We start from the raw sequence: 26,439 nt of genomic DNA on the forward strand, positions 1-26,439 counted from the left end.
ATTTTCCTTAGTTTTAGTTAAGTTTAATTATGCTACCTCTGACATTAATCATGCCATTAGCCGTGATATCAATATTGCTTTGGGCTTGTATTCTTATACTGCCAGTTGAACTCATTGTAATACTACCATCACTGTCATTCAATCGTAATTTATGACCTCCTGATGTCTCAATTTCTACAAATTTTTCACTGTCATTAATACGTAATTTGTGACCGCCTTTTGTTTCAATATAAACTCCAGCTTTACTAGAGCTTTTATCTTCTTCTACAAACTGCATTTTGTGTCCGGTACGGGTTTGAAATGTCCGCAATCGCACTTTGCCATCTTGAACGTTATCTTTTACCGAATTTGGTGGTGCGTCTTTGCCATTCCAAACTGCGCCAATTACATAAGGGCGATGAATATCGCCATGTTCAAATGCTACTAATACTTCATCATTTATTTCTGGTAAACAATCAAATCCTCGCTGATTTCCGGTGCCAATTGCTACTACTCTTGCCCAATTACTAGCGTGTTCTTCTGTTAGTGTAGGAAACTTAACTTTGACTCGTCCCCAACCTTTTGGGTCTTCATTATCGGTGACAATTCCTACTAATAAAGTTTGCCCTGGCTGTAAATGAGATTGAGGAGAAAGTGTTGTTAAAAGGTTGCCTCCCCGCAAACCGCGCACACAGAATTCTGTGATGTAAACTCGCTCTTGGTAGGAGTGACGAGTTTCGGTGACGTAGTATTCGCCGCTGTGCTGTCCCATATCTTCTAATTGAACTACACGCCCTGGTCTAATTTGAGTATTTCCCTCAGCTTTAGCATCGGCATAAATAAATTGTCCTCCTAATTCATCACATAAAGCTTGTGCCATAGTATCAGCTTCTTCGGGGTTAAAGAGGGGTTGATCTACTAAAATCATTTTCGGTGTAGGCGGCTGTCCTTTGAATTTATTGCTGGTATCGCTGCCTTTGCCGTTTTGAGTTTTAGTAATTACTTGTTCTTGGTTTTTAGTAGATACAACTGCTCTTTTTTCGCTGTAATCCCAGGCTCGAACTTCAACGGATTTAACTTGCTCGGAACTACTAACTCGAATTCGGAAACTGTGCAAATCTGTTAACCATTTTAAGGTGATTTTTTCTGATTCTGCTTTTGGTTTACGAAAGTTTAATTTATTATCTTTTACAAATAGTTCAAATCCAATTCTAGCGGCTCGTTGTCGCATGAATTCCATATTAGTTTGATTTTCTTGAAAAGCGTAGTCATGGGCGACACCACTGGCATCAATTGTACCTGGTTTTATGCCTACTTCTTGAATGATTTTTTTCACGATGTCGCTATCTGTCATGTTTTGAAAAGAACGGTTGTACCTTCCTCGATGTAAACGATGACTAACATCGTAACCTTTAACTATTACTGGAGCTTGAGATTTTTCGCTAAAAAAGGTTTCAATTCCGGTAATTTCGGCTTCTATAAGGTTATTTTCGTTGTTTTTGTTATAGTCTTTTGATTCGGTGGTACTGGAAGTAAAACCAATTTTGACGGGTTTACCAATTTGTAATAAATCTTGATAGCGCCATTTTTGATCTTGGGCTCTACCTGGAAAATAATCGTTTTGAATTGCCAAAATAAACATTGCTGGCTGATGCAGACTTTCTTCTACATATATTTCCAGAATATCCTCCATTAAGTTAGGAGGCGCTTTTTTGCCATCTATTTCTAATGTTGGTAGGGCGCGGTAATGAACTCCGGTCATAAGCTGTTAGTTTTTTTTTGTTTGGTGTTTAACTAGGTATTGAACGTCGGGAATTGTTTGTTTGTGATGATTTGCGATTTTTCATACTATCTGTTTGGCGATCAGTTTTGGCTTGAGGTTTAGCGCCTAGTGGCCCATTTTCTTTTGGTTCGTCAGCTTCTTTAAGAGTCAGGCTGTCGATCACAGCACGTACTGGTGTTCCATCAGGCAAAAACATGGTTAGTTTGTAGTTGAGTTTTTCTACAAAGCAACGCCGCAAGTAAACTTGTTTACCCCACATAAATTGATAAATGGGTGGACGTTCTTTACCTTTAACAAATTCAACTGCTGTTCGGAAACTATTGATGTATTTATTAACAACATCTTCTCCTTCTTCATAAGTGTCGAATAAAATTTTATTAATTGTAACTTTGTAGGCTTTGACATGAGAAAAACTAACTTTAGGTTGTCCTTTTTCTTGGGTGCGTGCTCCGGGACTTTCGGCGGTTTCAACTACACCCTCAAAAACTAATTCGCTGGGGTTAAACATAAATTCGATCGCTGGTACACCATCATTTGATATCAATATCGCTTTGACGAGATTACCGGATTTATCTGATATTGGTGCTGTTTTGGTTGGTAACATACATTTTCCTAAAAAAATTGTCTAAATTTTACCTGTTTAATCGTCCTGCATAATAGCGTCCTTGACGCTCTTTTTCTATCTCTAGCCTCTGTCGAATTAAATAATAGACTTCTCTGGTAAGAGTCTGTAATTTATTATCGACTGCGGAAAGTTCACCAGTTTCGTCTGCTGTGCGCGATCGAGGTGTTGATTTTTGAGCTAATTTAACTTTAGCAGAAGTTCCAAATGATGAGGTAATATTGCCTAACCAAATTGGATAACCTACGCAGCTTTTACCATAACGCTCCTGTTCTATTTCTAACCTCTGTCGCAATAAAGTGTAAACTTTTTGGGCAAGAATTTCTAATTGTTCTTCAGAGATAGAGGAATCTTTGCTGTAAATGTTTGTTGTTAGCTGTTGGTTAGTTTTTTGACGATCTGCTGATAGGGAAGTATTGGCACTCTCAGAATAATCAGAGTTAGAAATATTGGTGGAAGAAAGGGTATAGTATGGTTCATCTGTTTCAAGTGCAAATTCATCTTCTGTCAAGTTGCTATCTGGTGTTGTTAGAAAATTTTCGCCTAATAATTCAGATATGTTTGACCAGGAATTTGGGACATCGTTAGCAAAGTTAAAATTCTCTGTTGGCGAACTTTCTTGAGTATTATTAGGCTGTTCTCTTGTTTCAGAAGTTAGGTTCAATTTTGGTAATATAAACTTATTTGTGTTGCTGAGAGGTTTGCCATAACCTAAAGGGTTGAGAGGTGGCAAATTTTCGCTATTATCATCTGTATTTTCACCGATTAATTCTGAAATGTTTGCCCATGAATCAGGTATATTGTTAGTAGGTTTTGAGGTAATTTCAGTAGATATTGCTTCTGTTGAACGGGAAATGTTAGGTGATTTATCCTCTGAATCTTTTGTGTTATTGACAGGAAAACTACTAGATACTTTAGGTATTTCTTGGGAAGTAACTGGTGAGTTATTTATAAAATCTTCTATTAATTTAGAGGTTAAAAAATTCGATCGTTCAGTTAGAGGTTTTTCCAAACCTAAAGGTTTAAGAGTGATTAAGTTTTGATTTTCTAAGCGTGGTTGAATAATATCTGGCTGTTGAGATATGTCTGATGCAGATACGATTTCTTGGTTACTTGTTTGGTTTAATAGTTCTACGTTGGGTAAAGCATTATTGGTTTCCTCATTTTCTCCCAATGTTTCTGAATGAGATGTTTCATCTTCGGTGGTTGATGTTGTTAAATTGGTTGCTGTTTCTAACTTGGGTGAAACCAGATTTGATGGCGAAGTTATCTGTTCGTTGGTTGTTGAGGATGTCAGGGAAATGTGTTCTTGATTTTCGGCAAATGTTTGGGAATTAGGTATTACATTTTCGGTGGTTGATGTTGTTAAATTGGTTGCTGTTTCTAATTGAGGTGAAACCAGATTTGATGGTGAAGTTACCGCTTCGTTGACTGATTGGTTAGTGGTGGGAGATGTCAGAGAAATATTTTCTTGATTTTCGGCAAATTTTTCTGAATGAGGCGTTTCATCTTCTGGATTTGTTACTGTTAAATTGGTTGTTGTTTCTAATTGGGGTGAAACCAGATTTGATGGTGAAGTTACCGCTTCGTTGACTGATTGGTTAGCGGTGGGAGATGTCAGGGGAATGTTTTCTTGATTTTCGGCAGATGTTTGTGAATGAGGCGTTACATTTTCGGTGGTTGATGTTGTTAGATTGGTTGTTGTTTCTAATGAGGGTGAAACCAGATTTGATGGGGAAGTTGCATCTTCGTTGACTGATTGGTTAGTTCTTGGAGATGTCAGAGAAATGTTTTCCTGATTTTCGGCAAATGTTTGTGAATTAGGTGTTTCATCTTCGGTTGTTGATGCTGTTAAATTGGTTGTTGTTTCTAAACTAAAACTGTTGTCTGAAGTAGGTTCTATAGATGGCGCTATTGTATTTTGAATTTTCGCTGGTGTAGCAGGAATTTCGGTTTCTAAATTAGGTTGAATTACTAGAGGGTTTGATGGCAAAGTTGAGGACGATCGCACATCATTCACATCATTCGCATCATTCACATCATTCCCAGCATCATCACTCACATCCAAATTTTGCCAACTTCCTCTCACTACTTCTCTATTGGATATTTCTTCAATATTTGTTTGCTGTTTTTCTAATGATTCAGCTACAGAAGGAGAAATAATAAAATCTGACTGTTGAACTAAAGGTTTCGATAATCCTAAAGGTTTAATATTAGCTATATTTTCTGTTGAACTTTCTAAAGAAGTTGCTGGTAAATTAGGATTTGATTGTTGATTTTCGTTGGTTTCCGATCGCCTAACAGTTGTTTGGGGAAAATTTTCCTTTGATGATTCTGGGGAGTTTGATTTTGTAGATGGGATGCGATCGCCAATTTTAGCAGATTCAGTAAATTGAGTCTCAGAAGGACTATTAGCTAAATATGGGAAATTTTCATTTCCCCAATTTCCCATATCGATATCTTCACTAAGATAGGAACTTTCTAACAATGAAAATTGGAGAAACTGACCTAATGGTTCTAAATTCTGACCCAAAGGACGCAACGGTTGTAATGGTTGAAAACCTGCTCCTAAAGAACTAGGTGAAAGTAAAGGGTTTTGCAAACCAAGAGGTTTTAAAGACATGGGTTATTTTCTCCGTATTATTTAGAGGAAATATCCTGAAGCGTGGCGACCTGAATTAAGTTTAGTCGCACCTCCACCTTGAGATTTAGCTATCTTTAATCCTTCATAAGCTAGGGTTAATTCTTCGATCGCAACTGTGTTGGAATTTGCTTGTAATGCTGGTGCTTTCCACCCAACGGGAACAGCAGCAAGCAGAGTCCAACATTGCATAGTTTCCCCTGCTTGATTAAACAATAAAATATTTACGTTTCGACGTTCTTTTTTAGAACCACTCAAGATATTTGTTACCCAATCCCAAAATACAAAATCGTCAGTTATACCACGTTTTAGCGTGACATCTGTATATTCAGCTTGACCTAATATTATTCGCTGTTGATCGTTAACGCCGCCTTCAAAATAAGCTTCACGTTTGATTTTTACTCCTAAACCTGAACACTCACTGAAAGACGCAGTAATATTACTTTCCATTTCTACATAAAAGCGATTTGCTGTTACGTAGTTGAGTTCGTGAGTAATTACACCATTTTTAGACATTAAAGTAACCCCTTATAGTTGCAAGAGCGATCGCGTTGATTGCGTAAATCTTCTAACATCAATTCATAAACTCGGTTGCTCAATCTCCTTAGTAATATCGGATCGAGCATCACTTTTTCGACTAATTGAGAAATTTCTGACTTGTTACTTTTATTCATCTTTTATCTATTAAACTACTTTCTAATGGTACCAATCCAGCTTCCAGTAATAAAAGTTGACCTTCTTCGGTTTTTAGTAACTCAGCGAATTTTTTCCCTGCTTGAGAACGATTTTTGTCTTTAGGATAAATTACTACCAGCTTATACATTAAAGGGTAACTTCCTGACTCGAAAGCTTTAACGTTAGGCCAGTAACTTCCTTTATCATTACACAAGTCTGTTGTTGGTTCTATGGGTTGGACATTATTTTGTATTTGTTGAACTAACGGTTGAATTTCCTGACCTTTTGTTCCCACTGCTAAAGGATAAACTGAACATTGACCGAAAATTCTGCTGAGTAGACCAAAACCTATGCCCACTGTTTTCTTATTCTCAAAGTCATTTAAAATTTGCTCCAATATATAAGCTTCATCATTTTTGCGATCGTTCACTTTTTGAGTTATTGCGGCAATTTCTTGTCTCCACCTCCAAGATCCTATTGAATAGCGTTTATCGATTTCCAAATTTTTCTCAAAAATTCTCTTCTCTTTAATTTGCTTTTCTTCATTTCTATTTCTCTGTTTCAATTGTTCTAATTCTGGCGATGACTCACCTTCAGTCAATAACTTATCGATTAGTTTGATTGTTGTTGGATTATCAATTGGTAGATAAAGTTTAATTTTATTAAATTCTTTGGGTGGCGACCAGTTAGAAATTTCACCTTTTTTGTAAATTTCTCGCAATTGCTCTAAAGTAATTTTTCCATCTAAAGTATTGGGAATATTTTCCTTTCTTTTGCTATTGCTAAAAGCTACAAAAACCAGTAATCCATCGTAGGCGACTACTTGCTGCTGCAAGTCATTGGGTAATTTATCGACATAAGTTGTGAGTGCAAAATCTACTGCTCCCGATCGCACATCCTCGATTAAATCCCCTGTTGAATTACTCTGTGTATAATTTTGTAATCTCGGTTCCCGATTTCTCAGTTCTTGTGCCAGGGTTTTAGTATAAGAACTCAAGCTGGCATTATTAAGAATATAATTCCATGTCCCGTCAGTTTCAGTCGCGTATCTAACCTCTCCGTTGGGAACTTTATTCACCTTAGCAAAACAGCAAGTTTGAGAAGAAGAACCAATTAAAGGTAATTGAATTTCGTCTGAATTACGCAATGTCAGCCAAATAATTCTTCCTAAAAAACCTGCCAATAATGCTAACACAAGAGCGATTAATAGCGTTCTTAAAAATTGCCAATTCTTGTTTTCTTCTTTTTCATAAGTTTCTATTAATGCAGCATTTTGCTCCTCAAATTCTTCTTCTGGTGGTAATTCTAACAGTGCTTGACGAGCTTCGTAAGCACTAGCAAACCGCTTATCTATTCCTAAAAGACGGTGAATAAATCTTTTGAGACGCACATCTTTTACAGGGGGCCAATGTTGCTCAATTGTTGGATCGAGGGGTTGACTAAAAACACCATCTACAGTTCCCCCTGATATTAGATAAAAACTAATATATCCCAAGTCTTGTAAATCTTTTTCTGGTGAATGATTGGCTATTTTAGTAGTAGGGGGTTTAAACAAATCTTCCCATAAAGCTAAGTCTGATACGTAAATAAAAAACTGGGGATCGTTGATCGCATTCTGGTTACTCGTCACAATCAGCAAACTATCCAAAGTTAGATTACCATGAGGTAAACCTTCCTGTACTTCATCCGCAGAAAACCGCAATTTCTGACTGTGAAGAAACCAAAGAGTTTGCAATACTTGATAGAGAACTTGACGCACCTGTTTACCAGACATTGCGCCGTGATTTGCCAAATAATCTCTTAATGTTGAGCTATTACTAATAGTTTGCTCAAAGATTAAATAGCAAATTTTTTCATTACCAGAAGCGATCGCATCCCAAGGACTAATCAACCGAAAATCTTGTCCGCCTCCATTCTTTAAATTTACCCTAGCAACCCGCTCAAACTTTTCCTTACGTTCCTTAGCTTCTTTTTTATTGAATTCGCGATCGGGTAACAAACACTCCTTAATAATAACTGGCTTATTATTAACAATTTGCACCCCATTATATAACCGCACCCTTTCCCCATCTTTAAGTAGATTATCTACTCGATATCTGCCTCGCCGACCACCGCGAATCTCTTGATTTTTTAGTAAAATTGGGGCAATATCTACACGGTAAGTTTGTCTTTTAGCTAACCGTTCTGCGATCGCTATTTTCATAGCATTTGTAGTTTCTCTGGGTTCGCTTGTCTCTTGTGGTTCCCTAAATATTACTGGACTATTTAACTGTTTCCCATTAGTTGATTGTCCTGAAATCTGTTTATTTTGATTCTGTTTATCCTGACCAACTTCTATATTTTCATACACATCTTGGAAGCGGCGCATGGCAATTCGGGAGGCATTTTCCAACGGGTAACGAACGAAATTTGTCACCTCCCTGACTCGAATTCCTACAGAATTAACTAAATCGGCGAGCTTCACCCTCATTCCTCCTCATTAGTAATTATCTTTTTCCGTTACCCATTAATTTATGAGGGTTTTGTAGATTTATCCGACTCTACATTTTCCTCTTCTAATTCATTTATTTGCCGATAAAACTGATGAAGATAGTTAAGATCGCAAGCAAAAAGATCCTCAATTGTTGCTGGAGTAACTTCTTCTAATGCCCCTAATTTAGTAATTACGCGAGAAAGAATTATTACCGTAGCATAAGCAGGATTTGATTTCACACGAGGGTCACGCAAAGGAACAATTTCATCTATTGCTCTTGCTAAACGCATTACACCTTTACGGTGCAAATTTCCCTCCGAATCAAGGTATCCTTTGGGTAAAGTAAACTCAAATTCTGTTTGAAACATCTAAAGTTACTTATCCCGTGTAAATACTTCAACAGCTACTTCCATTTCTTCAATTTGCAATTCCCCACCGCTAGAATTCAAATCCGAAGCAATGTAACTAATAGGCCAAGCACCTTGAAATTGAAATATTGCTTGGGGATTGCCAGCTTGATCGTAAATAGTTAAAGAACCATCTCGACGTTGTTTAGCCCAATTTCCTTCTTCAACAGCATTAAACCATTGCCATAAAGTTGAGGATTTAGTCATACCTCGACGCAAAGTTATATTGTTAGTTTTAACATTTCCGGGAACCTTTGTGCGAACGACCTGACCTGATTTAGCCTCCCCCCATCTCCCAGGCGTTACCTCACAAACTTCTACCACATCTTGATTGCGCTTAAAGCCTTTACATTCAAGAAAATAGGCATCTACAGGATCGGTGCTACCATCCAGTTTTAGTTCTATGTAAAAACGACAATTTGTGAGAATTTCGGGAAAGTCATTAATTAAATTTGCCATTTTATCTTCTTGGTAATTGGTAATTGGAAAGGGGAATTTTCCATCCTAAAATTGTTTATTCCCCAGACCTATTTCCATTGCTATTGCACTCGTTTGATACCTTCATGAACTAAGGTTAAAGTTTCGTTAGCCACGTCGTTTGCTCCTGCTTCTAGCTTTGGCCCTTCATACTTTGTCGGGTAAGCATTTAGCAGTTCCCAACGTGCTTTCATGTCTCCTGCTTGATCGTAAACTGTCACCGAAGCAGCTTTACGATTTGATGACCAATCTGATTTACCACCGTCGTTTTTATTGCAGTCTTCATACCATTTATAAAGGTCTTTATTTGTGGTAGCTACAACTTTGACTGTAACGGGTGTAAATTTGACTCTGGTAGGCGCAGCTTGACGTAAGTTCATGGCGTTTTTACCGGAACCTAAAACTTTGTCACCGCCTGCGGCTGGGTTTTCCGCGCTTAAACCGGAAACTTCGAGAATTTGTTTATCTGTTACACCGTCAGCTTCAAAGTAAAATCTACAACTGACTAGTAATTCATCTGCCATTATTCAATCTCCTTGCTATTAACTATTGTTTGGAAAAAACTGTTATTGTTCGTCTTGTCCACTCCACTGACTGATGCGGAAGATCACAAATTCAGCTGGTCGAACTGGACAAACTCCTACTTCGATATACAATCGACCTAAAATCATTGTGTCAGGAGTGTTAAGAGTTTCATCGCACTTAACATAAAATGCTTGTTCGGACGATGCTCCAAACAAAGCTCCTTCTCGCCAAAGTCGTTCTAAAAAGTTGCTGACAGTACGACGAACTCTTGCCCACAAATCTTGATCGTTTGGCTCGAATACTACCCATTGTGTGCCGAGTTCGATCGACTTTTCAATATAACTCATCAAGCGGCGAACGCTAATATAACGCCACTCAGTTTTTTCTGGTTCTACTAAAGTTCTAGCTCCCCAAATTTTAATGCCTCGATTCGGGAAAGTGCGAATACAATTAATGCCTTTGGGGTTCAATAATTCTTGTTCCCGGAAGTTGCAATCGTAGGATAATCCAATTACGCCGCGTGGAGTTTCGTTAGCTGGTGCTTTGTAGACACCCCGCGTTTCATCTGTACGTGACCAAACTCCCATCATGTGACCGCAAGGAGGTACTAAAATCGGCTTGCCAGCATTGCGGGGATTGGGTACTTTAATCCAAGGATAGTAGAGTGCGGCGAACATGGAGCGACGGTTGAAGTCGTTATCCAGCCAATTAACTACTTGTTGGGGTTTAATGCGATCGGGCGGCGTATCCAAAACTACCATGCGATTTGGAGGATTGGGAGCAGAATTTTCACACAGACTCACCATCAACTCCATTAAACCGTGAACTTGATCCTCGTTGAGTAAGCCTGCTTGATAAGCCCGCATTAAGTCAGGACAAGCTACCATTGTTACTTCGTCAATCTCGAAGAGTCCTTGGATACCGCTGCGATCGTCCCGCACCCCCTGCACATATCGGGCTAAATTTTCTTGAGTAGGTAAAGTTGGGGGAGGACTGACTTCAAACTGACCATCTTGGGGTCGTCGAGCTAAAGGAAGACCTTTTTGCGTTAAGTCTGTTATAATTACGTACTGGGATTCTTCCAGCTTGGTAACTACATAATCTCCCACATCTGGCTGAACTTCCCGATCCATTGTCAGGTGTTCGTGCCTTTCCAATTCTTCCCCATCGCGTTTGATAACTACAGAGAAAAATTCTGCTGGTACGGGTGCGGGAACATTTGGGTCTTCTGGGTCAGATTTAGGCTCGGAAGCCTGAATTTCTACACTAACAGCCCCATTTTCGGCTTCTTCTGGTTTGAGGATAAATTGCAAAGATTCCCGCTTACCGTTAGTTTTTACTGTCAGAGCAGTTGATTCCGTACCAGGTTGAATTGTTTCCTCAGCTGTTTTGGGCAGAGAAGTGCCAATACTAACTACCCAACACCTAGCTCCTCCGTTTAAGAACCAGCCATTGACAGCAAAGGGTAGATAAGCATGAAAATCTGTGAAACCATCGGAATTTTCCCTGGCAAAGTATTCCATGTACTGATTCCAACTGGTGATTAACATTGGCTTGCCGAGTTCGGCACCGTTACGTATTGCTTCGGTAAAGCCGATAAAGCCAGCTATATTAGTCTGTACACCTTCGATTGGACGACTACCCCTGTCAATTTCTTCGACATATACGCCAGGGGCAAAGTAATCTAGTCTCGCCATAGATAATTTTCCTTACATTGGGAATTAGGCTGAGTACGGGGATATTTGGAAATCTGAGTTTAGAACCTTAATCTAACCCAAAAATAATTCAGTGTCATTATATATTTAAGTTAAAATTCCCTGAAAAATAGCTAATGTCAATGTTAAATTTTGTGTAGTAAATAGAACCTTTTTCTACTTAAGTACAATTAAAAAAATTGATGTGTCGATCGCAAATCTTTCTTTTTATCAGGACAAAAGTGATTTTTTTAATAAAAATTTTATTTACTCAGATCTTGTACTCAAAGGAGGTGGAACCTCCGAGATCCTCGTTTCCAGGTTCAACTAGGGAACGAATAATTGAGGCTCTGCTCTGGAGTGCAAGATCTCAGTTTAGCGGTTGACAGTGAGAAATGGAAGTAAAAATGAAATATTATGAGTAATTATTTAGCGATCGCTACTGTTACAGCAACTCTGCAAAGAATCCTGCAAGCTGCTGTCCAAATTGATGTTCCTGGCGCTAGAGTCACCACAGTCCGCCCTGACGCTTCAGGAAGTGGGACTCCAGAAGTAGGAGTTAACGTATATTTATACCAAGCTACCCCCAATCCCGCTTGGCGGAATGCCGACTTACGCACCCGTCGCCCCAAAGGAGATTTAATCAAGCAAGCACAAGCTGGGTTAGACCTTTACTACATCATGACTTTTTACGGCAACGAGGTAGAGTTAGAGCCTCAACGTTTGTTAGGTAGCGCAGTCAGAACTATTGTTGACCAACCAATCTTAACCGCAGAAATGATTCGCGAGACAATCAATAATCCGACTTTTAGCTTTTTGACTGATTCTAGCCTTGCCGAACAAGTAGAGCGAGTGACAATTGTTCCTACACCAATGACAACGGAAGATTTATCAAAAATTTGGTCTGTATTTTTTCAATGTCCTTATGTGCTTTCCTTTGCTTGCCAAGGTAGTACAGTATTGATTGAAGGTCAAAGAACTAGCAGCAGATCGTTACCAATTCGCAGTATCGATTATTACACTACGCCTAATCAACCTGCGATCGAGCAAGTCACTACAGAAGCCGGAGTCAATCAGCCAATAGTAGCCAATAACACCTTAATTATTCGTGGCAAACAACTACGGGGAGAACTGACTCAGGTTAGGATTGGCGATGCTAAATTAACACCGCAAAAGCTTTCAGAAAGCGAAATTCGGTTAGATTTGGCAACTCTATCAACTGAAGAATATGGTAGTTTACGGCCTGGTGTACAGAGTTTGCAAGTGTTACATCCAATACCAAAACGTAAATCTTATGAACCTGATCGCGCTGTCGGATCTAATGTAGTAGCATTTGTGTTATGTCCGACAATTACATCAGATGTAGAAGTTTTGCAAGCAATGGATAATGGGGATGAATTGTACTCAGCAGAACTGAGACTAGAAATTGATTTAACTGTTGGTAGAGAGCAGAGAGTGTTATTGTTTTTAAATGAGCGATCGCTCCTCATCCCAGCAGCTTATATCTTTACAGCCAAACCCCGCAATACTAATACCAACTTAATTGTGTTTGCAATTTCAGATGTTAAACCAGGAGAATATTTAGTGCGGGTGCAAGTGGATGGTGCAGAAAGTCTTTTGCGAGTGGATACCGAGCGAGAAAGTTCAACTTACGAGCAGTATATCGGCCCAAAGGTGGTGATTCCATGAATGTTACAGCAAATATTAATTGGCAAGCAGCTAACTGGAACTACCTTTCTACAACTTTAAACTTGGTGCGTCAAGCGTTACAAGCGCGAAGCGGGGGAACAGGAGAGCAGGGAAGTAGGGGCGCACCTGCGTGTGTGCCCGAAGCTTCGTTTGCGTTAGAGCAGCTGTGCAGTAAATTTAGTTTATCGGATTTTGAGCGAAATGTGCTGTTATTGTGCGCTGGCATGGAATTAGATGCGAGTTTTGCCAGTTTGTGCGCTAATGCTCAAGGAGATACGCAATTAAGCTATCCTACTTTTAGTTTAGCAATGTTGGCTTTACCGCAAGCACATTGGAGTGCGATCGCGCCGCACAGTCCGTTACGCCGCTGGCGACTGATTGAAGTTGGCGGTGGTAAAACGCTGATGACTAGCCCGTTGCGAATTGATGAGCGAATATTGCATTATTTAGTAGGAGTAGATTACCTGGACGATCGCCTAAGAGGGATAATCGAACCTTTATCAGCTAATGAATATTTGGTTCCATCGCAACAAGAAATAGCCGAAAAGTTAGCTGGTATATTAAACAATTCCGTTGCTAGTTCTCCAATTTTACAATTAATTGGCGAAGAAGTAGCGAGTAAAAGAGCGATCGCTCAACTTGCTTGTAACATCTCAGGAATAAAAATAGCAGTAATATCTGCCAATGCAATTCCAAATATTTCCACTGATTTTTACAATCTGATGTTACTTTGGCAACGAGAAGCACAATTAAATAGAAGTGTTTTATTGTTAGATTGTGACGAATGGGATGGCAACGATCGAGCTAAAGAAAACACATTGGTTCAGATGATAGAGAATATTAACACGCCATTGATGATTACTAGTCGCGATCGTCGTCGTGCAGGTTTACGTCCATTCATCACTTTTGAAGTAGCAAAACCCACTAAACAAGAACAAATAGCCATTTGGGAAAACGCTTTGGGGGACATCGCACTCAGTTTAAACGGACAAGTAGAAATATTAACATCTGAATTTAATCTCAGCGCTCCCAGTATTTATGCAGTTTGTGTTGAAGCTAAAACTCAACTAGAAAGTAACGAAAATAAAATAACCAATTCTTTATGGAATATGTGTCGCACTCAAGCTCGTCCTCATTTAGACGAACTAGCGCAACGCATTGAACCTGCTGCCACTTGGGATGATTTAGTATTACCAGAAGCGCCATTACAAGTGTTACGAGAAATAGCTGCTCATTTACGCCAGCGTACCAAAGTTTACGAACAATGGGGGTTTGGCAAAAAGGGAGCAAGAGGATTAGGAATTAGTGCTTTATTTGCAGGGTCTAGCGGTACTGGTAAAACTATGTCCGCAGAAGTTTTAGCGGGAGTTTTGCAATTAGACCTTTATCGCATTGATTTAAGTTCTGTAGTTAGTAAGTATATTGGAGAAACAGAGAAGAATTTACGGCGAGTATTTGATGCCGCAGAAGGCGGGGCAACTATATTATTATTTGATGAAGCAGATGCTATATTTGGCAAACGTTCCGATGTGAAAGATAGTCACGATCGCTATGCAAATATGGAAGTAAGTTATCTGTTGCAACGTATGGAAGCTTATCAAGGTTTGGCGATTTTAACTACTAATTTGAAAGATGCGATCGATACAGCTTTTCTACGAAGAATCCGATTTGTAGTTAAATATCCTTTCCCCGACGCACAACAAAGAACCGAAATTTGGCGGCGCATTTTCCCCAAAAATACACCTACTGAAAGTTTAGATTTTAACAAGTTAGCGCGGTTAAATGTTGCAGGGGGAAATATTCGCAATATTGCGTTGAATGCAGCTTTTATTGCTGCTGATAGCGGTGAACCTGTGATGATGAAACATTTATTAGAAGCCACCAAGAGTGAATATATGAAATTGGAAAGAGCTTTAACTGATGCAGAAGTAAAAGGTTGGTTATAACTCAGATTTTGTATCCTGTGAGGCAGAGTCTCTACCTCAAAGTTAAAATTTTTTTTATAACATTTTTTGATATCAGTCAAGTTAAGAATTATTTAGAATAAATCAAAAGATTATAAATATGTAAAAATGGAAAAAATTACCGAACTCTAGGTTAAGTGCAGGGGTGGGAAATGAGTATGCGATCGCAAATCCAGAAAAAACCTGTATCCAGTTCTTATTCTCCACCTGCACAGAAAGCAACTTCCTGGCAGCGACCTTTCAGCGACCCAGTTCACGATGCAAAACCAGACGAAACAGTACAATCAAAAATAGCTCCTGACGCTGGCTTCAACTTATTGCAAATGAAGTTATTTCCTGATGCCCCAACACCAGTGCAAGCAAAACTGAGTGTAGGCGCACCAGGAGATAAGTACGAGCAACAAGCAGACAGCGTGGCAACTAAGGTGATGACCATGCCTGCACCGGAAAATGAGGAACCAATTCAGCGAGAAGCACTTCCAGAAGAAAAAAAAGAAGAAAAAGTACAAACAAAGCCTTTAGCAGCTACAGTTACGCCACTGGTGCAAAGAGAAACAGCAGCAGAAGAACCGCAAGAAGAAGAGGTGCAAGCTAAAGCACTCTCAGGTAATACTATTCAAAGAGAAACAGCAGCAGAAGAACCGCAAGAAGAAGAGGTGCAAGCTAAGGCTGAGTCAGAGGGAAAGTCTTCAAATAACAGCAATTTAGAGAGTCAGTTGAATGGAAGTAAGGGAGGTGGAAGCCCTTTGCCGGATGAGGTGAGAGCCTTCATGGAACCCCGCTTTGGTGCCGACTTTAGCGGTGTGCGAGTGCATACTGACGGTGCAGCAGTTCAAATGAACAAGGAATTAGGCGCTCAAGCTTTCGCTCACGGTAGCGATATTTACTATGGCGCAGGGAAATCTCCTGGTAACGATGAGTTGACAGCCCATGAGATGACCCATGTGTTGCAGCAAACTGGAGGAGCGCAACTTCAGGCCAAATTGCCACAGCAAGATGTTCAGCCCGTAAATATTGGCATGGGCGATCAGGCTTGGGTGCAGCGTTATCCTGACACTTCCTTTGAAATTGTCCGCATGGGATTGGCAAACGCGGTGCTTGAACAGGGAATGAGCCAGGTTATCGAAAAGAAGAAAACCAAAGACGATCTGTTGAATGAAGCCTTCTGGATGGCTTATCCAGAAATGAACGGTAAGGCCATCAATGGTGTCTCAGATCCAAAGCAGAAGCAAACTTACATTGATGCTTACCTCCACATTAAGAACAACCTATATCCCAAGGTCAAGAAGCAAGAAAAACGAAAAGTCAAACACACTACAGGCAAGCAGGTGGACACCTACCTAAAAGCCAGCCCCTTTATCAAGAAGTACGTCGAAGACAAGTTTAAAGCTGGTACTCAAGCCGAAGGCCACGTTCATATCCATACCCCAGAGGATTTTGTCAAGGAGTGTGTGAAGTATTTAATGGCACGTAATAACCCCGACACAGGAACTTTTTACACCAAGAAGGAAGCAAAAAAAGAGGAACCAAAAATCAATGCCTTCCGGGATGGCACGGAGATCCATATCCATCAGGAGCGGGGTGAAGCTGGTACTGCGATTCACGAATCTATCCACCTTTTTTCAAATGATAGCTACAAATCAAAGGTGGGCTTCAACGCCAACGAAGGAACAACTGAGTACTTCACTCGGTTGATTTGTACAGAGCAGAAAATCAAGCGCGGAAAATTCTACACAGATCAACACAAATCTATTGAGAAACTCGTCGGAGCATCTAGCAAAGACAAGCTGGCTGGAGCTTACTTCCAGGGCAAGGTTGCCGAACTACAGACAGCGCTCGATGCCAAGGGCAAAGATACTTTTTCTAATTGGATTAGTTTTATGAAGAAAGGTAAATATGCTGATGCTAATGCTCTGCTGTAGTGTGTGGCTATCTTTGCCGATATGTTGCTATAGCATTGGTAAACCTTCCAGCTACATCTCCGAACTCACGAGTAAGGAAGCTCAATCTATCGCCCAGGAGCCTAAAACGATGCTTCAAATTCTCCCCTTGCCTGAAGGAGACCTACCTCCCTCCTACAAGGATATGGCTGACCTGTTGGTCAAGGGTCTGCTCGAAACAGACCGCGCTGAGGCTCGTGCAATTCTTATTGAGCAAATCCTTCCTCAGAACCTGATTGGCTTACCCTATCATCCTAAACCTCGACGCTTAGCTGAGGTAGTATACGAAGAGCTTGCCGAGGAGTTAAAGCAAGGTGCCCCTGCACAGCGCATGAGTGTGTTGCGTGCTGCTGCCTGTCGCGCCGAGATCCGGGAACAAGCTGTCAGTTCGCTGTCGATGGCGATCGCTCGTTACCTCAAGGATCGGCCCAATGTTACTGATGCAGCTAAAGACTGGCTTGACCCTATGGTTGAAAAGTGGATGGCTATGTCTTTGGTGGATATCGAGGATGAAGCCTCACGTAGACTGCAAAAACTGGAACGTTGGGAAAGGACGGTAACAGCTGACTACTCAGAAATTTGGAATGCTTATCGTCTTGAGTTCTTACATACTAAACTCAATCTCCAATCTGCCCGATCTGGTTCTTTCAGTACCGCTGCGGGTAGCTTGTATGACTTTCTTATTTCTGTAGGAGCTTCAGTTGACAATTTAGATATTCATTAGTCATCTCGTTCAGGGGGCGACAAGCGCCCCCAAACCAATGCAGGCAAAAGGTTTCGCGGCTCAATCCAGGGTGAAAAATTCCCTGCTTATTGAAAACAGACTCTATATAGAGTTGAGGGGGTTGTAGTTCAATTAAACCAACATCAATCCGGTAATGGTGGTACTTCAATGGGTGGCAATTGCTCTACATTGGAAGGTGAAGGTGAAGCCGTTCCGGGTGAAGTTGTTCCCGGTGAAACTCCGGTTCCAGGTGAAACTATTCCGGGTGAACTTGTTCCAGGTGATGATGTTTGAGGTTTGGTTGAACTACTTGGTTCAACTGTTTCAATCACAACTGATTGGGTTTTTTCCTCACCAGCTTTATTCCTCACTTTTAAGGTGATTGTTTGACTGCTGGGAGGTTTACTTAAGGGATAAGAAAGATCTCCTTGAGGTTGAACATTACTTCCTAAAAGTTCAACTTTAATATCTTCACCTTCTTCTACTTTCCAAGATAAAATCACATTGGCTTGTTTTCGTTCTTTGTTGATCGGAAAGATTATTTTTCCCTCTTGATTAACATCTCGACCATTAACTTTAAAGTAGACAATATTAACAGGTGTGGCAGGTTTGGGAGGTTTGGGGGGAATAGGTTTGATTTTGATAGTAGGTGTGTTTTTAGTAATTTCTGTTTCTGGTGCTTCTTCTTGGGGAATAACTGTTAGTTTAAAAACGTAGTCACCACTTTGTCTACCATCTGTAGGCACGTTTTTACAAACTAAGTTTGTTGTTAATGTACATCCAGTAGGTAGATTGTTAATTGGGTAACGTTTTAAGGGACTTGCGATCGATCCATCTAAAGCCAAACCTACAAGTGTTAATTCTTTAATATTGCTGGCGTTAGTAATTTCCCAATTTAAGAGAATTTGCTCATTTTTAGCTGCTTCATAAAATGGCTGAGTAGAGGATAAATCTGCGATTTTTGGGACAGGTAAGGGTTTAACCGTAATAGTGTTAGTTTCTTTAACATGAGCAGGTTGATTTTGATCGGTTCTAGAAAATACTTCAAATTTAAAAGTATACTTTCCTGCCTTAGTTGGAGTTAACCGAATATTTTGGCAATTTAGAATAGATAAATTATTGACTGGTGCAATTTTAGCAGAATTATTTTGCTTAAGATTTTGAGATGAGGTTTCTTGAAAATTACATTGCCTTAAATCAAAAGTATTTTTGGTGACTGAACCATCACTTCCCTGTTCTATAAGTTTTACTTCTTTAATTTGGCTGGGATTACTGATTTTTAAATTCAGAAGGACTGGTTCCTTTGCTTCATAGCTAGTTTTATTTAACGATAATTCTTCAATTTTTGGAATAGGGATAGGAGGAATGGGGGGTGCTGGACGAATCGTAATAGTATCAGTTTCTTTAGAGTCGGAGGGTTGAGTTTGGTCTTGTTGAGAAAATGCTTCGAGTTTGAAAGTGTAAGTTCCTGCTTTTGTAGCGTCTGTAGCAACTGCTTGACAAATTAGGATATCTTGGAAATTGTTAACATTAGGTTGTAGCTGCAAATTTTGAGGTTGAAATTCTTGAGGAATACATTTAATAAAAGTTTTTTTAACTGGTGGTTCTTTACCTCCTTGTTGAGTTAAGGTTAGAGTTTTTAGTTGGCTGGCGTTAGCTATTATCCAATTAAGAATAACTCGCTCTTTCAATGCTTCTTGATAAGTCTTTTTGCTGGCGGATAGATTAATAATTTTCGGTGTAGCTATAGGCTTAATCGTTACAGTATCCGTCTCTTTAGAGTCGGAAGGTTGAGTTTGGTCTTGTTGAGAAAATGCTTCGAGCTTGAAAGTGTAACTCCCTGCTTTTGTAGCCTCTGTAGCCACTCCTTGACAAATTAGGATATCTTGGGAATTTGGTTGTAGCTGTAAATTTTGAGGTTGAAATTCTTGAGGAATACATTTAATAAAAGTCTTTTTAACTGGTGGTTCGTTACCTCCTTGTTGAGTTAATGTTAGAGTTTTTAGTTGGTTGGCGTTAGCTATTCTCCAATTAAGAATAACTCGCTCTTTCAATGCTTCTTGATAAGTCTTTTTGCTGGCGAATAGATTAATAATTTTCGGTTTAGCTATAGCCTTAATGGTTACAGTATCCGTCTCTTTAGAGTCAGAATGTTGATTTTGTCCTGGTGAATAAAGTTCTACTTTAAAGGTATAAGCACCTGCTGTGGTGGTCTTTGTTGGTACAGTACAGTTAAGATCACCTTTCGGAGATTCTGGACACAATTTTTTCAATTCATTGTATTCATAACTAATGATTTCGCCTACTCCTTCACCGCTTTGGGGAATAATTTTGATGCTTTTAAGTCTGTTAGTATTTTGGAATTTCCAATTTATGAACTGCCAATTACTAATTTGAAAATTTAAACTTACTGGTTGTTTATTAATTTCTGCATAAATATTACTAACAGGTTTAAGTGTGTCAATTTTCGGTTTGACTAACATTTGTTGCCATAAGAGAAATGCACCGATCGAGATTATTCCCAAAGCTAACAGTATTAGCAGGAAAAGTGGCAGCAAAAATTGCCACCAAGGACGCGGTTCCCAGATTAATTTTCCTTGAACTAATTCTTTAGGTAAGGCTGGTGGTTTGGCGGTTTCAGGTAGTACTAATAACCTGTGATTTTCCAGTTCAAGGTTAAAATTAAATTCCTTTGCTTTCCCCCAAAGCGGTCGATTCCACCACTTGCGAGGTTGCACTTTTAAAGGAATATTGTTAACGTACCCTGGTAATAGTTCTACTGGGGAAATTTCAGGAATATAGGTGAAGATTTCTTCGCGATCGCTGGCAAAAATTACAATTTCGCGTCTAATATTTCCTTGGTTAAATAACTTAACTTCAAATATACCTGGTTGAGATGGGATTTTCAGTAAGAGGGGATTTAGTTCTACTTTCAAACTTTCGTCGGGAAGAATTTGCAAATAAACCACATCTAGCAATACTAAATCTTCTTTATTGCTAGATATGAGACGAATGGTAGGAAAGTAATTGCCTGCTAAAGTATATTGTGGTGGATGTAAAAATAAAGTGATTTCACCTGTACTATTTGGCAGAAGTTCTAAACCATCGGTTTCTTTTACTAAACCAGATAGTTCTAAGCGACTTTCTGGGTAGTGAACAGTAAACCAATCTGGTGTTAATTCTGGACAAGTTAAATAAAAGCGATCGACTCTTTTAGAGCGATTTTCCACGATAACTTTTATATTTAACTGTTCTCCTGCTTTGAGTAGATAAGGATTAGCAGAGTTGGTGAAAGGTTGTAAAGTAAATGTTGGTTCGCTTCCCCATTCAGCATCTTGATCTGATCGCAAAACTCGGAGTTGTTGGGGACGGCGAAAAACTTTGTCTGGGTATTGAGATTGAGCCTCTATAAGAATTTCATAATTGTACAAATCTGGTGTTGCTTGCTGAGGTACTTCAAAAGTTAAAATTACTTCTTTGCTTTCTTTTGGCTCCAATTTTAAAGGATTTGATTCGTTAAAAACACACCAGGAAAGTAGAGGCTCAGATTTTTCATCAGTAGCCGCAATCCAAATATCAATATCCGCTTTTTTATCGCCCAAATTTTTCACAGCGACGCGACGTTTAGTCGTAGTTCCCCGTTTAACTTCGTTCGCACCTGAAGATTTATCTTCTATAAAAAGAGGGTTATTTGCAACTTGCATTGTCTTTTACCTTTTCCCGGTATAATCTCACTCGGTAGTTGTCGTCACCCGTAGTAATAAATAAGTCATCATTTATGGCTTTTATGTCAACGCTGTTGAGTTTTATATCAGGGAAATTAGCAATGATTTTCCCTGTTTGGTATTTAGGCGATCGCATAATTTCATCGATCGACCAGAGCATCACCCTACCATCATCTCCCGCACTTGCTAGGTAGCAACCATTTTGGGTAATTGCTACCGAACGGACAGGTTGAATGGGATAATTTTTATCTCCATTACGCCATTGTGCAAGTTTAGCATTGCTACATTCTAACCTTTGAAAAACATTTCCGAAAGCATCTTTTTCTGGCTTGCGATCGTTATCTCCGTTCAAGTCGTTCTGATTATCAACAATACATTGGCGTATTATATCCATGTTCCACAGAGTAATGTAGCCTTTATTATCAGCAGTTACTAAGAAATTTTTCGCTTTAGATGTTTGAACAATATTTTTATTTGCTTCAGTTATTGTCAAACTGGTTATGTAATGATGCTGACCGATAACTGGATCAAATTCATTGTCTTGTTTCCAATCAAGCCAATCATATTGTAGGTTGTATATTTTTCTATTAACCCAATCCCAAAAAGCTAATTTGTTAAATCGTCCTGCTACAACAACAAGGCTACCTGGCTGATTTAAACCTTCACTCACGCCTAAAGTTAAAGCTGTAAATTTCAGTTCAGCTTCATCTTTTATCTTTTCTGTATCCACGTTCCATTGCCGAATATAACCGCTACCATGAGCACTGAACAAATAGCGAGAATCGGAAGTAAAGTCTAGGTCGAAAACGCGATCGTTTTTATGATTTGGTTTGAATAAAGGTGTTTTTGTTTGTCTTGATGAAACATCCCAAAGTTGAATTTCTCCTGTTTCCAAACCGGCTGCAACTATATAATCTGGTTTTGGTCTTTGAGTAATGACACGCACCGCTTTTTTAGTTTTTTCTTGTTCGTTTACAATACCTTGATATCCTAAACCGCTACTATTTTGTAAAAGACTATTGTCCACTTGCCAACGGCGAATTGTTTGATCGCTAGAACCGCTAATTACTGTACCTGCAATCCCAATTAAACGCACGGAGTTGACGGGACCTTCATGATAAATTGGTGGATTCAAATATCTCAGCAGCCAAAGCAGTAATAACAATAAAAATATTCCAATCAATTGAAGTACAAAAGGAACGATCGGTAAAATTTGTAATTCTAAAACTTGGCTGTTAGGGTGAGGACGAATATCGCTACTAAATTCTTCTGTTTCAGGATTAGTTAAAATCGGTGATACTTCAAATAATATTCGTTTTTTTAGTCCTAATAAGTGTCGTTTCTTTTTAGCTACTAAGTACATTGGTTTGGTTTCACCTGGAGCAAGTTTTATTCCATCAGGAATAACTAAACTGCATTGTTTCTGGTCTTTTTCGGAAATTTTAAGATTGACTTGCTGAGGTAAATTGCTCTTATTTTCAAATAGCAATTCGTAAGTCGCAAATTTAAGTTTTTTGTTATAACCTTTGCTTTTTCTAGGGGGAATTACTTGTAGTTTATTGCTACAAATGAATTCTACTGTTCCATAAGGAAGAATTTCTAAGACTCCTCTTTCATGAGGAATATGGCTACTATTATCCGAATTAGCTTCGATCGTAAAATCGTATTTCTTACTGAAAGTTTCGGCATTTATGGGTGGTTCGCACCAAAAGCTAGTTTTTTCGGAGTCGCCTGCATCTATTTGCAAGTTTCTCACAGTTCCTTCTTTCATCCATTCAGGATTTAATCCTGAAATTGTAAGTCTAACATTGGTAAATTTTTGACTTAAATTGTAGGCTATAACCGGAATTTCAACAAGATTACTCGGGTAAACTTTAAGTTCTTTCATGATTAGATAAATTCTTAAAGGTTTCCGAGCTTTTTGAATGGTAAGTTTAAGTTTTTGACTAGTAAATATACTGGCAAATTCAACTGAAAAAACTTTTAATGTTAAGTCAATTGTGGTATCGTATACTTGAATCGGTGATTTAGTGATTACTACATGAAATTTTGTACTTGCTCCTGGGGGTTTTTTCACGCAAACTTCTGGGTCTAGAGTATACCATTTAAAGTTTGAATGGGTATCAGCACCCGGAGTTGATAGTTCTATTTGAAAACTGGTAAATTCTTTGCTTTCGTTAACAACAGTAACGTCGAATTCGTTCTCGTCGTTCGTATTTTCATCAGCAGAGTCGGCGGCAATATCTGGTATTAATGTTAGCTGCTTTTTAGAAACTATAGCTTTGACAAAGTTTGGCATCTTCAAAAATCTCTCGGTTTATCTAAAAGTATGAATAGATTTCCAGGATTATTGTAGCAACTGTGTCATTTGTCGCCGACACCAAGCGAAATGCAAAATATTGATTCCCAATTCTTGAGCGGTACGAATATCATTTCGAGCCAGAGAAAATTCCTCATCTATTCCCCAAGCTGATAATAAATTCCCGATTACTAAAATAATTCCTCCTCCGCTCTGAATTTCTATTGATTGCTGATTAATATTTGGCGGTATAGTAAACAAAAAAGGTTGGGTTCGCAAGGGATGATAACGGCTCATCTCTTCCCAGGATAGCAAATCTATGTCTAGTTTGTCTGTAATTATTTTATGAATGTTGTCTATTAAAAAGGAATTATTTGTAGGTGTTTCTATTAAAATTATACCCCCTGTTTTTAAGTAAATACTGAGAGTATGTAATTCTTCTTCATCCAGATTAACTACCTGCCAATCTGCGAGGAAAAATAAGTCATAATCTGCGATCGCTCTTTTGTTTTGTAAACTCACTTGTCCGATTTCTGTTATTCCTTGCAAAGCCGGATAAAGTGATGATACCGATCGCATTAAATAGGAAAGATTTTCTCGATCGCGATCGCTCAATTTCTGCATATCGCTATTGTACCAATCATCAGCATCACTATATTTCATCAAAGCCACATTTACAACAGCTTCAGGTCTAGCTTTTGCCAACAACCGATAACGTAAATCAATATCATTAACTTCAGGAAATAACACATCTTTCGGCTTTTGCAATTTAACTACACCAGGCTGTAATTCAATGCGGCATAATTCAATTTCCTTTTCATTTGGCGGACTAGTTTTTTCATCAAACCTAAACCATTCTCTCAACACTTCGATATCTTGCTTACGTTCAGGATTTTCCGGTTCCACAAAGCTAACCACCAAATATACTGTTAAAGTTCCCGTAGTAGGAGGCGCAGTAGCAATGCGAAATTTCCGGTTAACAGATGGATTAACAATTATGGGATTTCCTTCTATATCAATAGCAATACCAGGCTGAATTTCTAACCAACGTTTATCCCGAAATTGTGCGGGTGCTTCTTCAGGAGGCTCAATTAATTTTACTCCCAATCCACAAACAATTCCTGGTTGATTAAGCGATTGATAATGAACATTTTGACGGCGACGATGGTAATCGTGAGCCATTAGCCAACGTTTCGCATTCATCATCAAACTATCATAAACATGAAGACGCTCAAAAGGTTCAATACGTGGTAAAGAAAAATTTTTATCATTCATAATTAAACATTTTGTATTTATCAAACAAACTTAGCAACTACCTTTGCTACCATCAGGCATAATTGCACCGCATAGATTAGTACTAATACTTAACTTAATTCCATTTAATCTTGCTCCTTTAAGGTCAGCATTTCTTAAATCTGCGCCGCTCAAATCTACGCCACTTAAATCAGCATTATTTAAATCAGCATCAATCAGAATAGCATCAGTTAGGTTGGCACCACTGAACTTAACATTGTTTAGATTAGCTTCTTTTAGATTAACACCTCTCAAGTCAGCACCACTTAAGTCAGCACCACTTAAATTAACACCGCTTAAATTAGTTCCTTGAAGCTTAATTCCTCTAAGATTAACATCTTTGAAATTAACTCCTGTTAGGTTAGCACCTCTGAGGTTGGTACTACTTAAATCTATTCCTCTTAAGCTGATATTAAATAAGTTAGCACTTGCCAAATTTGCTCCATTTAAATTAATCCCTGTTAGCTCGGCTTCTCTTAAATTAGCGCCTACTAAATCAGTATTGCTTAAATTAACTTGACCAAGGTTAGCTCGACTTAAATTAGCTTGATTTAGGTTGGCCTTATTCAAATTAGCTCCGCGCAAATCTGCACTAGTGAGGTTGGCATTTTTTAAATTAGCAGAAACCAAATTAGAATTTCTTAAATCGGCTATAAATAAGTCAGCTTCCAGCAAGTTAGTATTACTTAAATTAGCTTCACGCAAGTTGGCTCCATTCAATTTAGCACCACTGAGATTAGCCTTTTCTAAATTGACATTGTTCAGGTTAGCTCTATTAAGGTTGGCTCCTGCTAAATCTGCTTCCTTCAAATCTCGAATCCTGATTTTTTGATTTACTAATTCCCAAACTGTGCGCCATTTTCTCTCAATAAAAGTTTCATAGTTGATTTTACTATCTTTTAAATTAGTTCCTCTTAAATCAGCTTCTTTTAAATCTGCTTTGCTGAGGTCGGCTCCCCGCAAGTCGGCATCCTGCAAGTTGGCATTCCGTAAGTAAGCACCACTCAAATCGCTATTTTTGAGATTAGCGTTACTAAGATTGGCTCCCCGGAGGTTAGCATTTGGCAGGTAAGCACTCATTAGGTTGGCATTACTCAAATTACATCCAGGACAGTTTCTAGTTTCCCGTAACCTTTTCATAGTTGGGGAATCTTGAGCTAAACCTGAGCTAGATAGACATACTAGTATAAGCGTGATAAATATTCTTAGGCTCATTATTAAAAAATATTGTGCTTCATCAGCAACCAAGGAGATTTTACTATATTTTAGTTTAACTTAGATTAAAAAGGAACTCTCAATATATGAAATGTAAAGTTTTTTAAATGTATTACTTAGTGTCGCGTAACACATTACCCGGATTTCTCACAAACTCTGAGAAAAAGGGGGTAAAAAAACTGCTAAAATCTATACATAGCAAGGATTTCAGCAGTTATAAAGTATGACCCAACAAGCTTCGCGCTCACTCCCAAAACAGTTCAAATTTGAGCAACCAAAATCGCCCCCAGTTGTAGTTAATTTCCAGGGTGGAC

The 26,439-nt window shown here is 38.9% G+C and carries 18 protein-coding genes; 4 read left to right on the plus strand and 14 right to left on the minus strand.

From position 1 onward, the window contains the following. Positions 1-13: 13 nt before the first annotated feature. The 10 genes from ACE1CC_RS10845 to ACE1CC_RS10890 all read right to left on the minus strand — a co-directional run bounded on the left by ACE1CC_RS10845 (position 14) and on the right by ACE1CC_RS10890 (position 11,279). A complete protein-coding gene (locus tag ACE1CC_RS10845) occupies positions 14-1,741 on the minus strand; it encodes a VgrG-related protein (protein ID WP_413270473.1) in 1,728 nt (575 codons plus the stop codon). 28 nt (positions 1,742-1,769) lie between these two features. Next, a complete protein-coding gene (locus ACE1CC_RS10850) occupies positions 1,770-2,366 on the minus strand; it encodes a CIS tube protein (protein ID WP_413270474.1) in 597 nt (198 codons plus the stop codon). Between the two features lie 28 nt (positions 2,367-2,394). Further along, positions 2,395-5,007 (minus strand): hypothetical protein, encoded by a 2,613-nt coding sequence (locus ACE1CC_RS10855; protein ID WP_413270475.1) that lies wholly within the window; start codon positions 5,005-5,007, stop codon positions 2,395-2,397. A 21-nt stretch (positions 5,008-5,028) separates the two neighbouring features. Beyond that, positions 5,029-5,541, minus strand: coding sequence for a phage tail protein (locus tag ACE1CC_RS10860; RefSeq protein ID WP_413270476.1), 513 nt, complete (start codon positions 5,539-5,541; stop codon positions 5,029-5,031). Beyond that, entirely contained in the window at positions 5,541-5,699 is a 159-nt protein-coding gene (locus ACE1CC_RS10865; RefSeq protein ID WP_413270477.1) for a hypothetical protein, read from the minus strand. The genes ACE1CC_RS10860 and ACE1CC_RS10865 overlap by 1 nt, the downstream gene beginning before the upstream one ends. Continuing rightward, on the minus strand, positions 5,696-8,164 hold the full coding sequence (locus ACE1CC_RS10870) for a substrate-binding domain-containing protein (protein WP_413270478.1): 2,469 nt from the start codon (positions 8,162-8,164) through the stop codon (positions 5,696-5,698). Before ACE1CC_RS10870 ends, ACE1CC_RS10865 begins: the two co-directional genes overlap by 4 nt. Before the next feature lie 47 nt (positions 8,165-8,211). Then, a complete protein-coding gene (locus tag ACE1CC_RS10875; RefSeq protein WP_413270479.1) occupies positions 8,212-8,541 on the minus strand; it encodes a hypothetical protein in 330 nt (109 codons plus the stop codon). Between the two features lie 6 nt (positions 8,542-8,547). Then, positions 8,548-9,039 carry a phage tail protein gene (locus tag ACE1CC_RS10880; protein ID WP_413270480.1) on the minus strand — a complete coding sequence of 164 codons (492 nt, stop codon included), beginning with the start codon at positions 9,037-9,039 and terminating at the stop codon, positions 8,548-8,550. An 80-nt stretch (positions 9,040-9,119) separates the two neighbouring features. Continuing rightward, a complete protein-coding gene (locus ACE1CC_RS10885; protein WP_413262556.1) occupies positions 9,120-9,581 on the minus strand; it encodes a phage tail protein in 462 nt (153 codons plus the stop codon). 42 nt (positions 9,582-9,623) lie between these two features. Further along, positions 9,624-11,279, minus strand: a complete 1,656-nt coding sequence (locus ACE1CC_RS10890; protein ID WP_413270481.1) for a phage tail sheath family protein — start codon at positions 11,277-11,279, stop codon at positions 9,624-9,626. A gap of 414 nt (positions 11,280-11,693) precedes the next feature. On the opposite strand from ACE1CC_RS10890, the gene ACE1CC_RS10895 reads away from it, so the two are divergent. The 4 genes from ACE1CC_RS10895 (at position 11,694) to ACE1CC_RS10910 (ending at position 17,593) form a co-directional block, all read left to right on the plus strand. Continuing rightward, on the plus strand, positions 11,694-12,965 hold the full coding sequence (locus ACE1CC_RS10895) for a Pvc16 family protein (protein ID WP_413270482.1): 1,272 nt from the start codon (positions 11,694-11,696) through the stop codon (positions 12,963-12,965). After that, on the plus strand, positions 12,962-14,911 hold the full coding sequence (locus ACE1CC_RS10900) for an ATP-binding protein (RefSeq protein ID WP_413270483.1): 1,950 nt from the start codon (positions 12,962-12,964) through the stop codon (positions 14,909-14,911). Before ACE1CC_RS10895 ends, ACE1CC_RS10900 begins: the two co-directional genes overlap by 4 nt. Before the next feature lie 170 nt (positions 14,912-15,081). After that, on the plus strand, positions 15,082-16,851 hold the full coding sequence (locus tag ACE1CC_RS10905) for an eCIS core domain-containing protein (protein ID WP_413270484.1): 1,770 nt from the start codon (positions 15,082-15,084) through the stop codon (positions 16,849-16,851). Between the two features lie 175 nt (positions 16,852-17,026). Beyond that, on the plus strand, positions 17,027-17,593 hold the full coding sequence (locus ACE1CC_RS10910; protein ID WP_413270485.1) for a hypothetical protein: 567 nt from the start codon (positions 17,027-17,029) through the stop codon (positions 17,591-17,593). A 143-nt stretch (positions 17,594-17,736) separates the two neighbouring features. On the opposite strand, the gene ACE1CC_RS10915 is transcribed toward ACE1CC_RS10910, so the two are convergent. The 4 genes from ACE1CC_RS10915 to ACE1CC_RS10930 are packed head-to-tail and all read right to left on the minus strand — an operon-like array spanning position 17,737 to position 26,050. Further along, positions 17,737-21,297, minus strand: a complete 3,561-nt coding sequence (locus tag ACE1CC_RS10915; RefSeq protein WP_413270486.1) for a COG1470 family protein — start codon at positions 21,295-21,297, stop codon at positions 17,737-17,739. After that, positions 21,281-23,617 (minus strand): hypothetical protein, encoded by a 2,337-nt coding sequence (locus ACE1CC_RS10920; protein ID WP_413270487.1) that lies wholly within the window; start codon positions 23,615-23,617, stop codon positions 21,281-21,283. Before ACE1CC_RS10920 ends, ACE1CC_RS10915 begins: the two co-directional genes overlap by 17 nt. 48 nt (positions 23,618-23,665) lie before the next feature. Then, a complete protein-coding gene (locus tag ACE1CC_RS10925; RefSeq protein WP_413270488.1) occupies positions 23,666-24,892 on the minus strand; it encodes a DUF4159 domain-containing protein in 1,227 nt (408 codons plus the stop codon). 30 nt (positions 24,893-24,922) lie between these two features. Beyond that, the gene (locus ACE1CC_RS10930; protein WP_413270489.1) at positions 24,923-26,050 is read right to left on the minus strand and encodes a pentapeptide repeat-containing protein; all 1,128 of its coding nucleotides are present in this window, start codon (positions 26,048-26,050) and stop codon (positions 24,923-24,925) included. Between the last annotated feature and the right edge of the window lie 389 nt (positions 26,051-26,439).

Origin of the sequence: Floridaenema aerugineum BLCC-F46 (assembly GCF_041929345.1) — a bacterium.
GTDB lineage: Bacteria > Cyanobacteriota > Cyanobacteriia > Cyanobacteriales > Aerosakkonemataceae > Floridanema > Floridanema aerugineum.